The following is a 12964-nucleotide window of genomic DNA, read 5'->3' on the forward strand; positions in this document are numbered from 1 at the left end:
CACACATGGAAGTAATTGATCGGAAAAAGCGCAAAACGAACGGCTGCCTTTATCAGAGATAAGGGTGAAGGCTGACCCTAGGTAAGTTAGGGCTTGACTGATTCACGCCTGTCCGGCGCTTAGTCCTGCTTTTGGTTTTTCAAAAGCTGGCGCAGCGTTTCCCGGCCGCGCGCCTCGGCGCGGCGGATACGGACGGCTGTCATGAACGCCTCTTCCAGTGTGGTGGACGAAGCGCCGATGGTTTTCTTCACCTCGTCCACAAAGGAATCGTCGCCAGTGATACGCACCGCTTCAAGAACTTCCTGAGCCAGCTGGTCCGAGACTTTTTCAAGCAGATCCATAGCGGCCTCAGCGCGTGGTTTCAGTCAGGCGGCGACGGACATATTCGTCAACATTGGTGATCATCGTGTCCATGTGGTCATCTTCAAAGAAGTGACCCGAGCCCTGAATTTCTTCATGGGTGATGGTGATGCCCTTCTGCTCGTGCAGCTTGTTGACCAGCGTATGCGTGTCGGCCGGAGGGGCCACACGGTCGGCGGTGCCATTGATGATCAAACCCGAGCTGGGGCAAGGCGCCAGAAAGCTGAAGTCATACATGTTGGCGGGCGGGCTGACGGATACAAAACCCGTAATTTCGGGCCGGCGCATTAGTAGCTGCATGCCGATCCATGCGCCAAACGAAAAGCCTGCCACCCAGCAATGCTTGGCGTTCTGGTTCATAGACTGAAGGTAATCCAAGGCCGAGGCCGCGTCCGACAGCTCGCCCACGCCTTGGTCATACTCACCCTGGCTGCGGCCAACGCCACGGAAGTTGAAGCGCAGCACGTTGAAGCCCATATTGTGGAAGGCGTAGTGCAGATTATAGACGACCTTGTTGTTCATCGTGCCGCCAAACTGCGGATGCGGATGCAAGATGATGGCGATGGGGGCGTCTTTTTCTTTCTGAGCGTGATAGCGGCCTTCAAGTCGGCCCTCGGGGCCTGCAAAAATCACTTCGGGCATTTGGTCTGGGCCTCTTTTCGTCTGTCTGGGGCAGCCTTGGTCCGAAAACCGGTTTTCTTGACGCTGGCCGACCCGCACCATAATACGTAGTTGGTGATCCGGGCGGAATTTGGCCGCATTGTCACCAGTCTTAAGTGACCTAGAGGTCGAGGCCGAAAAGGTCAATGTTTTTGCAGGGGGAATGGTATGAAGCTGTCCACAAAAGGCCGATACGCAATGGTCGCGCTGGCGGATCTGGCGATGCAGGATGATGGCGCGCTTCTGTCGCTGACTGATCTGGCCAAACGGCAGGATATTTCGCTTCCCTATCTTGAGCAGCTTTTCGTGAAACTGCGACGCGCCGGACTGGTGGAAAGTGTCCGTGGCCCGGGCGGTGGTTACCGCTTGGCGCAGCGCCCATCCGATATCCGCGTCTCTGCAATTCTTGAAGCCGTGGATGAGACCGTATCAGCGATGCACAAGGGCGCGGGTGCGTCCGGTGCGTCTTCGGGCTCGCGGGCGCAATCCATGACCAACCGGTTGTGGGAGGGCCTGTCAGCCCATGTCTATGTGTTCCTGCATCAGACCCGTCTGTCGGATGTGGTGAAGAACGAACTGACCCCATGTCCCGCCGTTCCCACGTTGTTTTCGGTGGTAGACGAGGATTGATCAGTGGAGATTAGCAATCTCGCTGCGCTACGAGAACAACCGGAAGCTCTCTATCTAACTGGCGTGCCGAGTGAGTTGCCAGTTTGGAGCTCGGGTGAAGACCAAAAAGCTTATCTCCGGGCTCGTATTGAAGCAACCGCACTCGCGGGAATGACCCATGATGAGCTGCATGTCTACTTTGCGCGTCACCGCGTTGAGGCGATGCAATCGTGGAACAGACACCAAACTTTTTTCGGCCGTTTGTTGAACCGTTTAACTGTGTCTCGGCGTGGATATGTCAGGATTAGCGCACGCGTGCTTCGGCAATTCTATGATGCGTTCGGGGTGCAGGCAGACGAGTCCTTTATGGCAAGCGCAGAAGTCTATCTACGTGCGGACATTGTTGCCGAGATCGCCACTCTTACTCAGTCAAAAGGAGCAGACCGGTGAGCCGCGTGTATCTGGATTGGAACGCCACGACACCTTTGCGCTCTGAGGCTAAGGCCGCGATGGTTGAGGCGATGGAGCTTGTGGGCAATCCGTCATCGGTCCACGCCGAGGGGCGCGCGGCGAAAGGGTTGATCGAGCGGGCGCGCAAGGATTTAGCGGCGACACTGGGGGCCGAGGGGGCGGACATCATATTTACGTCCTCGGCGACCGAGGCTGCGGCGCTTGCCTTGGCTGGGCGCGGGCTTTCCTGTGCAGGGATCGAGCATGATGCGGTGCGATCTTGGTGCGAGGAAAACTTGGAAATTGACGGGCAGGGCGCAGTCAGCGTTTCCGATCCGGGGCACAGCTCGTTGCAATTGGCCAATTCCGAAACGGGGATCATCCAATCATTGCCCGAAGGCTTATTGATGACCGATGCCACGCAGGCTTTCGGAAAAATCCCCTTTGCCTTCAACTGGTGCGGGGCAGACATGGCCATCGTCTCGGCCCATAAACTTGGCGGCCCGAAAGGTGTTGGCGCATTGATCGTGAAGCGTGGCACGGATATCGAGGCGCGGATCAAGGGGGGCGGGCAGGAAATGGGCCGCCGCTCGGGCACCGAGAACGTCATTGGTATTGCGGGTTTTGCCGCCGCTGCGGTCGCCGCACAGAAGGATCTGGAGGCGGATACGTGGGCGCGCGTTGAGAAACTTAGAAAGATTCTAGAAAACACCATTGCGGAATCGGCGAATAAGACTATTTTTGTCGGGAAAGACGCGAACAGGCTTCCCAACACCTCGTGCTTCATCACTCCGGACTGGAAGGGCGAAACGCAGGTGATGGTGATGGACCTGGCCGGATTTGCGGTTTCCGCAGGCTCGGCCTGTTCATCCGGGAAGGTAAAAACCAGCGCTGCCTTGGCAGCAATGGGATTTGATCAGGATCAAGCGGGATGCGCATTGCGTGTCTCGCTTGGACCTACGACAAGTGAGGATGATGTCCGAGCCTTTGCACAGGCTTGGCTTCGCGAACACGAAAAATTCCGCGCGCGGGGACGCTGATCCCTGGTCGGATTGAAAGGATAAAACGTGGCCGGTTTGGACGAACTGAACGTCAAGGAAGGCGTTGAAGAAGAGACCGTGGAAGCGGTGAAATCCCTTGCCGGGACTTATAAATACGGCTGGGAAACCGAGATCGAGATGGAATACGCCCCCAAAGGCGTAACCCCCGATATCGTCCGGCTGATTTCCGAGAAAAACGAAGAACCCGAGTGGATGACCGAATGGCGTCTTGAAGCGTTTTCGCGTTGGGAAAAGCTGGATGAGCCTGCTTGGGCGCTTTTGAACTATCCGGAGATCGATTTTCAGGATCAGTATTACTATGCCCGTCCCAAGTCGATGGAGGAAAAGCCGAAGTCGTTGGACGAGGTTGACCCCAAACTGTTGGCAACATACGAAAAATTGGGCATCCCGCTGAAAGAGCAAGCTATTCTGGCCGGTGTCGAAATGCCGGAAGAAGAACGCAAAGTCGCTGTGGATGCCGTATTTGACTCGGTCTCGGTTGGTACGACCTTTCAAGCGGAACTGAAAAAGGCTGGCGTTATCTTCTGTTCGATCTCGGAAGCGATCCGCGAACATCCAGAGCTGGTGAAAAAGTATCTTGGGTCCGTGGTTCCGGTGTCTGATAACTATTATGCGACGCTGAACTCGGCCGTGTTCTCGGACGGGTCATTTGTCTATATCCCGCCCAACACCCGCTGCCCGATGGAGCTGTCGACCTATTTCCGCATCAACGCGGAAAACACCGGCCAATTTGAGCGCACGTTGATCATCGCCGATAAAGGCAGCTATGTCAGCTACTTGGAAGGCTGTACCGCGCCGCAGCGCGACACCGCACAGCTGCACGCGGCTGTGGTCGAGATCATTGTCGAAGAAGACGCCGAGGTGAAATACTCGACCGTTCAGAACTGGTTTCCCGGCGATGAAGAAGGCAAGGGCGGTATTTATAACTTCGTGACAAAGCGCGCGGATTGCCGTGGGGATCGCTCGAAAGTGATGTGGACGCAGGTGGAAACCGGGTCCGCCGTGACGTGGAAATACCCGTCCTGCATCCTGCGCGGCGCGGAAAGCCAGGGCGAGTTTTACTCGATCGCGATCACCAACAACTATCAGCAGGCCGATACCGGCACGAAGATGGTGCATCTGGGCCGCGATACGAAATCGCGCATTGTGTCCAAGGGGATCAGCGCGGGTAAAGCACAGAACACCTATCGTGGTCTGGTGTCGATGCACCCGAAAGCCAAGAACTCGCGCAACTATACGCAATGTGACAGTCTTCTGATCGGTGATAAATGCGGGGCACACACTGTTCCGTATATCGAGGTGAAGAACAACTCGTCCCGCGTCGAGCACGAGGCGACCACATCCAAGGTGGACGAAGAGCAGATGTTCTATTGCCGCCAGCGGGGCATGGACGAAGAAGAGGCTGTGGCCCTGATCGTCAACGGTTTCGCCAAGGAAGTGTTGCAAGCCCTGCCAATGGAATTTGCCATGGAAGCTCAACAGCTTGTGGCGATTTCGCTTGAAGGGTCGGTCGGGTAAATACGGCCTAAGGAATATATGACCGCCACAGCGCTGGCGATGGTCTTGAAGGACAATAAAATGCTGAAAATCAATAACCTGCACGTCAAACTTGAAGAAGAGGATAAGCGTATCCTCAAAGGCGTGGATCTGGAAGTGCCTGCTGGCAAAGTACATGCGATCATGGGGCCGAACGGGTCGGGTAAGTCGACCTTGTCTTATGTGCTGTCGGGCCGCGATGGCTATGAAGTGACCGAAGGTGACGCGACGCTGGATGGTGAAGAGCTGTTAGATATGGAACCGGAAGAGCGCGCCGCGGCGGGTCTGTTTCTGGCCTTCCAATACCCGGTCGAGATCCCCGGCGTGGGCAACATGACTTTTCTGCGGACCGCTGTGAACGCTCAGCGCAAAGCGCGCGGGGAAGAGGAAATGTCGGCTGCCGATTTCCTGAAGTTCATCCGCGCCAAGGCAAAAGATCTGAAGATCGACGCCGATATGCTGAAGCGCCCGGTAAATGTGGGCTTCTCGGGCGGTGAGAAAAAACGCAACGAAATCCTACAGATGGCGATGTTGGAACCCAAGATGTGCATCTTGGATGAAACGGATTCGGGTCTTGACGTCGATGCGATGAAACTGGTGTCGGAAGGCGTGAACGCGCTGCGCGACGAAGGCCGTGCCTTCTTGGTGATCACCCACTATCAGCGCCTGCTGGACCACATCAAACCCGACGTGGTGCACATCATGGCCGAAGGCCGTATCGTGAAATCTGGTGGTCCTGAGCTGGCGCTTGAAGTCGAACATAACGGCTATGCCGACATTCTGGCGGAGATCGACGCATGAGCACCGCTGTGAAACCGCAGGCAGGTCAGATCAGCGCCGATGCGCGTCCGGCCTCGGGCGCTTGGGCGGCGGATGCCCGCGCGGATGCTGCAAGCCGCTTGGCCACGATGGGTCTGCCCACGCGCCGGGATGAATATTGGAAATGGACGCGTCCTGACAGCCTGATCAGTGCTGCCGCAGAGGCCGCAGAAGTCCTTGATCGTGAAGGCGAATTGCCGCTGTTCGATCAGATCGACCGCCTGAAAATTGTCTTTGTCGACGGTGTGTTTGACGAAGGCGCATCCGACGCGCTGGATGGCGAAGGGCTCGAGATCGATCGTCTTGCCGATGCCGCCGCCAAGGACATTCACTGGGCTAAGGATCTGTATGGCGTGTTGGAAACCGCCGGTCAGTCTCCGGTTCAGCGCCCACTGGCGGCGCATAACACGGCGATGGCCACCGATGGTGTCGTGATCCGGGCTACGGGTCCGGTCAGCCGCCCGGTCAGCTTGATCTATCGCCATGAAAGCGCCTCGTCAGACGCTGTGTTGCATAGCGTCATTCGGATTGACGAAGGCGCTAAGCTGACTTTGCTTGAGAACGGCCCCGCTGCGGCGCGTTTCTCGAACGTGACCGAGGTGGACGTGGCCAAAGGGGCCGAGTTCCATCACGTGCGCGCTCAGGGCCGCGATCATGCCCGTCAGGCCGTGACCCATATTTTCGCCCGCGTGGATGCCGAAGCTGTTTTCAAAAGCTTCACCATGACGGTGAACGGCAAACTGACGCGCAATGAATGCGTGATCGACATTGTCGGTGACGAGGCCGTGGCGCATGTCGCGGGCGCTGCACTTGGCGACGGGGCAGAGCATGAATTCCATCACGACGACACTGTGTTTATCACCCATGATGCCGTAGCTTGTGAAAGCCGTCAGGTCTTTAAGAAAGTGCTGAAAAACGGCGCTAAGGGTGTTTTTCAGGGCAAGATCCTTGTGAAACCCGATGCGCAGAAGACGGATGGCTATCAGAAGTCTCAGTCGCTGCTTTTGGATGACGACGCCAGCTTCCAAGCCAAGCCCGAGCTTGAGATCTACGCCGATGACGTGATCTGTTCGCACGGCTCGACCACTGGCGCAATCGACGAAGAGGCGCTGTTCTATCTGCGCTCGCGCGGGGTTCCGACGCCGATCGCGACCGATCTTCTGGTGCTGGCTTTCTTGGCCGACGCCATTGAAGAGATCGAAGACGAAGAGATTGCCGCCGAAGTCACCAATCGTCTGGACGCGTGGTTGGCGCGCCGTCGCGGTTGAAGTGAAGGGAACGCCCGGTGTCGGTCCTACAGGATATGATGCAAACCTACCGCAACCCGCGCGCGGTGTTTCGTCGCCGCGTGTCCGATGGACCGCGCGAAGACCGTGCGCTGGCGGTCTTGATGTTCGCCTGCGCCTTGGTTTTCGCAGCGCAATTGCCGCGCCTGGCGCGACAGGCACATGAGACCGGGGAAGAGCTGAACATGCTGATGGGGGCGACGCTGTTGGCGTGGCTTTTTATCATGCCCTTGGTGTTGTACGGCTTGGGCACGATCACCCACATGATCGCCCGTATGTTTGGTGGCAAAGGCAATGGGTACACGGCGCGGTTTGCGCTGTTCTGGGCGCTTTTGTGTGCGGCCCCCATTTGGCTTCTTTGGGGGCTGGTTGCGGGCTTCATCGGTCCGGGCGTCCAATTGTCGCTGGTGGGGCTGGTGGCCCTTGTGGTGTTCATCCTGTTCTGGTCTATCAATCTGCGCGAGGCCGAACGTGTCCTGCGCGAGACAAGCAAGGCAGAGTGATGCAATTCACCCCCGGATATCTGTTTGGGATGGCGCTTCAAACCGTGCCAGAACCGCGCAAAGTGGCGCGTGACCTGTTCGCGCTGGGGCTAAGCCGCGAGGTGCTGTGGACCGCGCTTTTGTTGAGTGTGGTTCTATCTACGGGCTTGGTCATCATCGGGTCGCTATTGCCCCCATACGCGCCCGATCATGCCGCTGTCTTGGTGATCAGCCCGATCATGCTTGGATTTCTGAATGGTCTTTTTACATTCGGACTGGCTTTGGCCCTTTACTTCATTGGGCGATTGATGGGCGGGCAGGGCAGTCTTGAGAACTCGATCATGACGGTCGTTTGGGGCCAGTTTATTCTGTTGGGAATACAGGCGCTTACTGTCTTTTTGTTTGTGATCGCTCCTGCTATGGCGGTGCTGGTTACCTTCGCTTCGGCATTTATCTCATTCTGGATTCTCAGCCATTTCACTGCTGAAAACCACGGCTTTCAGTCGGTCGGGCTGGTCTTCGCCTCGATCCTTGTGTTCATGGTGCTGGCGGTGTTTGTCCTGTCCTTTATCCTTGTTCTTCTTGGGGTTGGACCAACCCCGATTCCCGCTTAACAATCGGAACTGACCATGTATGACATCGACAAGATCCGCAGTGAGTTTCCGATCCTTTCGCGCGAGGTAAACGGCAAACCCCTGACCTATCTGGACAATGGGGCGTCGGCGCAGAAGCCTCAGGTGGTGATCGACGCGATCACGCGCGGCTACGGCGAGGAATATTCCAACGTCCATCGCGGGCTGCATTATCTGTCGAACCTGTCGACCGAGCGCTACGAGGCCGTGCGCGGGATCGTGGCGAAGTTCCTGAATGCGGGATCTGAAGACGAGATCGTCTTCAACTCGGGCACGACGGAGGGGATCAACCTTGTGTCTTACGCTTGGGCCGCGCCGCGGATGCAGGCGGGGGACGAGATCATCCTGTCCACGATGGAACATCACGCCAATATCGTCCCGTGGCATTTCCTGCGCGAACGTCAGGGGGTGGTTCTGAAATGGATTGATCCGGAACTAGACGGATCGTTGGATCCGCAGAAGGTGTTGGAGGCGATCACCGACCGGACCAAGCTGATTGCGGTCACGCAGTGCTCGAACGTGTTGGGGACTGTGGTCGATGTGAAAACCATCTGCGCAGGCGCGCGTGCGCAGGGCGTTCCGGTGCTGGTGGATGGGTCGCAGGGCGCGGTGCATATGCCGGTGGATGTGCAGGACATTGGCTGTGATTTTTATGCCATCACCGGTCACAAACTCTATGGCCCGTCTGGGTCCGGCGCGATCTATATCCGGGCAGACCGTCAGGCCGAGATGCAGCCGTTTTTTGGCGGCGGAGACATGATCAATGAGGTCACGAAAGACAATGTGACCTACGCCAAACCCCCGCTGAAATTCGAGGCTGGTACGCCGGGCATCGTGCAAACTATCGGCATGGGTGCCGCGCTGGAATATATGATGGATCTGGGCATGGAAAACATTGCCGCCCATGAAGCCGCGTTGGCAGCTTATGCGTCCGAGCGCCTGGCTGGGCTGAATTGGGTGAACGTGCAGGGGCACGCGCCGGGCAAGGCCGCGATCTTCTCGCTGACCATGGACGGGGCGGCGCATGCGCATGACATCTCGACCATTCTGGACAAGAAGGGCATTGCCGTACGGGCCGGGCATCACTGTGCCAAGCCTTTGATGGAGCATATGGGCGTGGCCGCTACGGCGCGCGCGTCCTTTGGTCTTTACAACACCAAGGACGAGGTGGACACGCTGATTGACGGGCTGGAGCTGTGCCACAAGCTACTTGCTTAACATCGGCTCACATCTAGCCCGCCCGACTAAATAGTAGAAAAGATCCCCATCTTCTTCCTTACGTCGTTCAAGACAAGCAGTCTTGATTGTCTCGTTCGCGATCGCCATCAACTTGGTTCTCACGGTCACAGTTTTTTCGTCGGGTAACTGTACGATTGCTGTAAATGTGAACCCTCCATTCTCAGAGGTGACAGAGTTGGTAAACAGCACTTCTCCGTTAATATAGCCATCATGTACGTGTTTGTCTGGGCTGAAGGCCGCAACCCAAATCGCTGCCAGCGGGATCAGTAACACCGTTAGTCCTACCAGAGGATTTATATCATGTAGCCATGTGTAGAACCGGATGTAACGTTTATGTCCGAGTAGGCGGATCAGCGTGTTTTCAATCATCCGCCTTAATCAATCCAAGCCCGCGCAGATAAATCCCGATCCCGCTTTCCAGAAGCTCTTCCGGCGGGAAGGGGCTTTTCTGTCCGGGGCTACCGCGCCCGAACAGTTCGACCACGCCGTGGCTCATGGCCCAGATATGGGCGCTGACCATGCGGGCGGGAGGGCGTTTGTCCTCGGGCATGTTTTCGGTCAGTGTGCTTGCGGCTTTTTCTAAGACGCCCATCGCGCGGGAGGACACCATCGCCAGCTCCGGCGAGTGATTGACTGAAATCCCACTTTCGAACATCGAGATATAGTGGCCCGGATATTTGCGCGCGAAGGCCAGATAGGCGCGGCCGGTCGCTTCGAAACTGGCAAGCGCCGAGGGTTGGCCCTTGTCATAGGCGTATTCCATCAGATCCGCGAAAATCTCATATCCCTGACGGGCGGCTTCGGCGATCAGGTCTTCACGGCCTGCAAAGTGGCGATAGACGGCGGCGGGGGTGACGCCAGCCTGCTTTGCGGCTTCAGACAGGGTAAAGCCGGTCGGGCCCTTTTCCTCGATCAGGGAGAGGGCCGCGTCGACCAGAGCTTGGCGCAGATTGCCGTGGTGATAGCCGCGCTTAGACATTGCCGCTGTCATTCCAAAGTTCTGGCCCGCCGCAAATTTGGTCATCGGGCGCATTGGCAACACTACTGTCTTTACCTGCGTAATCAATGCCTTGCAGGACGGCTTTCAGGGCTGACAGACGGGCGCGTTTTTTGTCGTCGGAGCGAATAACCGTCCACGGTGTCTTCGGGCGATGGCTGCGATCAAAGGTTTCCTGAATGGCGTCGGAATAGGCATCCCATTTCTTTAGGCCTTCGACGTCAATCCAGCTGAGCTTCCACTGCTTCAACGGGTCTTTTTCGCGCGACAGGAAGCGGCGGAGCTGTTCGGCCCGGCCAACGTTCAGCCAGATTTTGACAAAATGGATGCCTTCGTCGACTAGCATGTCCTCGAACTCGGGCAGTTGGCGGAAGAAGGCCTCGCGTTGCGTATCCTCGCAAAAGCCAAAGACCTTTTCGACCACGCCGCGATTGTACCAGCTGCGATCGAACAGAACGATCTCGCCTTCGGTTGGCAAGTGCTTGATATAGCGTTGGAAATACCACTCTCCAGCCTCGCGATCCGAGGGTTTGGACAGGGCCACGACGCGCGCAACGCGCGGGTTCAGGTTCTCTCGGAAGCGCTTGATCGTGCCGCCTTTGCCTGCCGCATCGCGTCCTTCAAAGACCACAACCACGCGCTTTCCAGTCGCTTTCACATCCGCCTGAAGCTTGACCAGCTCAAGCTGAAGGGCCTCGATCTCGGCCTCGTAGATGTCTTTGTCTATGGGCTTTTTGTACGGATAGTTTTCGGACAAGATGTCCTTCTTGGATGCGCCTTTGATGGCGTCGCGCACCGCATCGGGTGCTGTGTTGCGAAAGAACTCGGAAATGGCTCCGTCAAACGGCAATGACATGGCAAACTCCTGATTTCACATCAATATGGGGGCCGGGGCCGCGTTTGGCAATCGGCTTAGACGCGGCGATCTTTCATGGCCATGCCGATTTGATTGATGTCATAGGGCGTGGTCATGTACATTTCCGAGATCCAGTTTTGATACAGAAGATGCGCGTGGCTGCGCCAGCGGTTCTCGGGTGGCTTGGTGGGATCATCATCAGGGTAATAGTTCATCGGAACATTGATCGGTGCGCCCTTGGCCACGTCGCGGTCATATTCACCCTTCAGGGTCAGGTCGTCATACTCGAAATGGTTGAAGATATAGAGCGCGCGATGGGCCTTGTCTTCAATCAAGCAGGGGCCGGTATCGTCTGAGCCCAGCAGGGTCTTCAGGCCGCTGGCGGCGTCCACTTCGGTTTGCTTCATTTCTGTCCAACGGCTGACGGGTACCACGCAAGTATCAGAAAACCCACGTAAATAGGGCGATGCAGGAGCCAAGTTCTTTTGCGGGAAGCAGCCGAAGGCCTTGGCGTCCAGAATGTGTTTCTTAACCCCGTGGAAGTGGTAAATCATCGCCATCCCACCCCAGCAGACGCCGAAGGTGGAGTGCACGTTGGTCTGGGTCCAATCAAGGATCTGAGTCAGTTCGTCCCAATAGGTCACGTCCTCGAACGGGAGGTGCTCGATCGGTGCGCCAGTGATGATCAGACCATCAAACTTCTGGTCCTTAACCTCGTCCCATGGCTGATAAAACGCACCGATATGGGCTTCGCTGGTGTTTTTCGAGGTATGTTCAGACGGGCGCAGCAATGTCAGCTCGATCTGAAGTGGATGCGAGCCGATTAGGCGTGCAAATTGGGTCTCGGTTTCGATCTTTTTGGGCATCAGGTTCAACAACGCAATCCGCATCGGGCGGATGTCCTGCTTGGCGGCCTGATCCTCGGGCATGACCATCACGCCTTCGTCCTTCAGCACATCTACGGCTGGCAGGGTCGAGGGGATCTTGATGGGCATGGAACCGGTCCTTTTATCGTTTGGTTAAGGGGTATAGATGGGGCGCGATCAGCGCGCGTCAATGGCAGCCGAGATCATGCGGTCGAAGTCCTGTGGGGACTTGATCTGCGCGACCTCGTGCGCGCAGAGCGTTACGCCATAGCGCGCCATATGTTCGTAAAGCGGCTGGCGATGTTCCAGCGCTTGGGCATAGGTCCAGCGGATAAAGGCGTCGGGATCAACGTCGCCTTCTTTCACATTGAATTCATTCAGATACTTGTCCCAAGCGCGGGCCAGAAACTCGGGCTGATAGGCCATAGGTTTGGGCGCGCGATCGAACCGTTCGACCAGCTTTTGGGTGTGCGCTTCGTCGCCCTTCAGCCAGACCAGAAGGCAATGCTGGGAAAGCTCGGCCAGAAGGGGGTCATGCTCGCAAAGTGCCGCGTCGATCCATTCGCAGATCGAACCTCCGCTGTCGCAGATAAAATGCGGATAGCCATAGATACGCTCGGCGCGGTCAATGAAAGACGCGGTGTCCATCAGGGCTGAAACCTCGGCCGTTTTGAATTGATCCTGACGGCGGCGATACTCGTCGATGGGCAAACCACCTTTGCCGGTGTCACCGGGCTTGCCAAGATAGGTTGCCACAGGCGTCAGATTTTCGAAGCTGATCTTCGAGGTGATGCGGATCGAATCCGACATCAGAAGCTCGCGCAGGAAGGGGACTTTCATCGCCTCGGCTTTGAAGTTGTCCGCGATGTGTTCACCCATATACCGCGTGCCAATGCGGTAATCGATCGAGTAATGAAACCAATCCCCCTGATCTCGCAGTAGGTTAGACAGATAGGTCTTGCCCAGCCCAGACATGCCGAAAAACAGCACGCGTTTATGCGGGGCGTTTTGCCAGTCCTGAGCGGTTTGATAGATCATCTGCGGCCTCGTTCGTTCAGCCTTTGGTAATGGGCCGGGCCGGGCGGGTCAAACCCTTAGCCGCAAAAGAAAA

Annotated in this window: 15 protein-coding genes; 9 read left to right on the plus strand and 6 right to left on the minus strand. The window is 56.9% G+C overall.

Going from position 1 to position 12964, the window contains the following annotated elements:
• Positions 1-119: 119 nt before the first annotated feature.
• Together ACXAH3_RS03370 and ACXAH3_RS03375 are read right to left on the minus strand one after the other, a co-directional pair.
• A complete protein-coding gene (locus tag ACXAH3_RS03370) occupies positions 120-341 on the minus strand; it encodes a hypothetical protein (protein ID WP_474860655.1) in 222 nt (73 codons plus the stop codon).
• A 7-nt stretch (positions 342-348) separates the two neighbouring features.
• Positions 349-1002 (minus strand): alpha/beta hydrolase, encoded by a 654-nt coding sequence (locus ACXAH3_RS03375; RefSeq protein ID WP_474860656.1) that lies wholly within the window; start codon positions 1000-1002, stop codon positions 349-351.
• A 186-nt stretch (positions 1003-1188) separates the two neighbouring features.
• On the opposite strand from ACXAH3_RS03375, the gene iscR reads away from it, so the two are divergent.
• The 9 genes from iscR to ACXAH3_RS03420 are packed head-to-tail and all read left to right on the plus strand — an operon-like array spanning position 1189 to position 9113.
• Positions 1189-1650 carry a Fe-S cluster assembly transcriptional regulator IscR gene (gene iscR, locus ACXAH3_RS03380; RefSeq protein ID WP_474860657.1) on the plus strand — a complete coding sequence of 154 codons (462 nt, stop codon included), beginning with the start codon at positions 1189-1191 and terminating at the stop codon, positions 1648-1650.
• A 3-nt stretch (positions 1651-1653) separates the two neighbouring features.
• Positions 1654-2079: a hypothetical protein gene (locus tag ACXAH3_RS03385; protein ID WP_474860658.1), complete on the plus strand. Its 426-nt coding sequence runs from the start codon at positions 1654-1656 to the stop codon at positions 2077-2079.
• On the plus strand, positions 2076-3119 hold the full coding sequence (locus ACXAH3_RS03390) for a cysteine desulfurase family protein (RefSeq protein WP_474860659.1): 1044 nt from the start codon (positions 2076-2078) through the stop codon (positions 3117-3119). The genes ACXAH3_RS03385 and ACXAH3_RS03390 overlap by 4 nt, the downstream gene beginning before the upstream one ends.
• A 27-nt stretch (positions 3120-3146) precedes the next feature.
• On the plus strand, positions 3147-4658 hold the full coding sequence (gene sufB, locus ACXAH3_RS03395; protein WP_474860660.1) for a Fe-S cluster assembly protein SufB: 1512 nt from the start codon (positions 3147-3149) through the stop codon (positions 4656-4658).
• 60 nt (positions 4659-4718) lie between these two features.
• Positions 4719-5477 carry a Fe-S cluster assembly ATPase SufC gene (gene sufC, locus ACXAH3_RS03400; protein ID WP_474860661.1) on the plus strand — a complete coding sequence of 253 codons (759 nt, stop codon included), beginning with the start codon at positions 4719-4721 and terminating at the stop codon, positions 5475-5477.
• Entirely contained in the window at positions 5474-6763 is a 1290-nt protein-coding gene (gene sufD / locus ACXAH3_RS03405) for a Fe-S cluster assembly protein SufD (RefSeq protein WP_474860662.1), read from the plus strand. Before sufC ends, sufD begins: the two co-directional genes overlap by 4 nt.
• A 38-nt stretch (positions 6764-6801) precedes the next feature.
• Entirely contained in the window at positions 6802-7284 is a 483-nt protein-coding gene (locus tag ACXAH3_RS03410; protein WP_474860663.1) for a YIP1 family protein, read from the plus strand.
• Positions 7284-7877, plus strand: a complete 594-nt coding sequence (locus tag ACXAH3_RS03415) for a Yip1 family protein (RefSeq protein ID WP_474860664.1) — start codon at positions 7284-7286, stop codon at positions 7875-7877. Before ACXAH3_RS03410 ends, ACXAH3_RS03415 begins: the two co-directional genes overlap by 1 nt.
• A gap of 15 nt (positions 7878-7892) precedes the next feature.
• Positions 7893-9113: a cysteine desulfurase gene (locus ACXAH3_RS03420; RefSeq protein WP_474860665.1), complete on the plus strand. Its 1221-nt coding sequence runs from the start codon at positions 7893-7895 to the stop codon at positions 9111-9113.
• Between the two features lie 382 nt (positions 9114-9495).
• On the opposite strand, the gene ACXAH3_RS03425 is transcribed toward ACXAH3_RS03420, so the two are convergent.
• Genes ACXAH3_RS03425 through ACXAH3_RS03440 form a run of 4 tightly spaced genes read right to left on the minus strand, consistent with a single transcriptional unit; the run spans position 9496 to position 12891 of the window.
• Complete coding sequence (locus ACXAH3_RS03425) at positions 9496-10113, minus strand: TetR/AcrR family transcriptional regulator (RefSeq protein ID WP_474860666.1); 618 nt, start codon at positions 10111-10113, stop codon at positions 9496-9498.
• Entirely contained in the window at positions 10106-10987 is an 882-nt protein-coding gene (ppk2, locus tag ACXAH3_RS03430; RefSeq protein WP_474860667.1) for a polyphosphate kinase 2, read from the minus strand. Before ppk2 ends, ACXAH3_RS03425 begins: the two co-directional genes overlap by 8 nt.
• 56 nt (positions 10988-11043) lie before the next feature.
• On the minus strand, positions 11044-11982 hold the full coding sequence (gene metA, locus ACXAH3_RS03435; RefSeq protein ID WP_474860668.1) for a homoserine O-acetyltransferase MetA: 939 nt from the start codon (positions 11980-11982) through the stop codon (positions 11044-11046).
• A gap of 48 nt (positions 11983-12030) precedes the next feature.
• Positions 12031-12891 (minus strand): ATPase, encoded by an 861-nt coding sequence (locus tag ACXAH3_RS03440; RefSeq protein ID WP_474860669.1) that lies wholly within the window; start codon positions 12889-12891, stop codon positions 12031-12033.
• Between the last annotated feature and the right edge of the window lie 73 nt (positions 12892-12964).

This window comes from Aliiroseovarius sp. ABM4_368, assembly GCF_056161205.1.

Excerpts from the sequence above, each read along its gene's own strand:
- ACXAH3_RS03370 (WP_474860655.1), bottom strand. The coding sequence starts at position 341 with ATGGATCTGCTTGAAAAAGTCTCGGACCAGCTGGCTCAGGAAGTTCTT.
- ACXAH3_RS03375 (WP_474860656.1), bottom strand. The coding sequence starts at position 1,002 with ATGCCCGAAGTGATTTTTGCAGGCCCCGAGGGCCGACTTGAAGGCCGC.
- iscR (WP_474860657.1), top strand. The coding sequence starts at position 1,189 with ATGAAGCTGTCCACAAAAGGCCGATACGCAATGGTCGCGCTGGCGGAT.
- sufC (WP_474860661.1), top strand. The coding sequence starts at position 4,719 with ATGCTGAAAATCAATAACCTGCACGTCAAACTTGAAGAAGAGGATAAG.
- sufD (WP_474860662.1), top strand. The coding sequence starts at position 5,474 with ATGAGCACCGCTGTGAAACCGCAGGCAGGTCAGATCAGCGCCGATGCG.
- ACXAH3_RS03410 (WP_474860663.1), top strand. The coding sequence starts at position 6,802 with ATGCAAACCTACCGCAACCCGCGCGCGGTGTTTCGTCGCCGCGTGTCC.
- ACXAH3_RS03415 (WP_474860664.1), top strand. The coding sequence starts at position 7,284 with ATGCAATTCACCCCCGGATATCTGTTTGGGATGGCGCTTCAAACCGTG.
- ACXAH3_RS03420 (WP_474860665.1), top strand. The coding sequence starts at position 7,893 with ATGTATGACATCGACAAGATCCGCAGTGAGTTTCCGATCCTTTCGCGC.
- ACXAH3_RS03425 (WP_474860666.1), bottom strand. The coding sequence starts at position 10,113 with ATGTCTAAGCGCGGCTATCACCACGGCAATCTGCGCCAAGCTCTGGTC.
- ppk2 (WP_474860667.1), bottom strand. The coding sequence starts at position 10,987 with ATGTCATTGCCGTTTGACGGAGCCATTTCCGAGTTCTTTCGCAACACA.
- metA (WP_474860668.1), bottom strand. The coding sequence starts at position 11,982 with ATGCCCATCAAGATCCCCTCGACCCTGCCAGCCGTAGATGTGCTGAAG.
- ACXAH3_RS03440 (WP_474860669.1), bottom strand. The coding sequence starts at position 12,891 with ATGATCTATCAAACCGCTCAGGACTGGCAAAACGCCCCGCATAAACGC.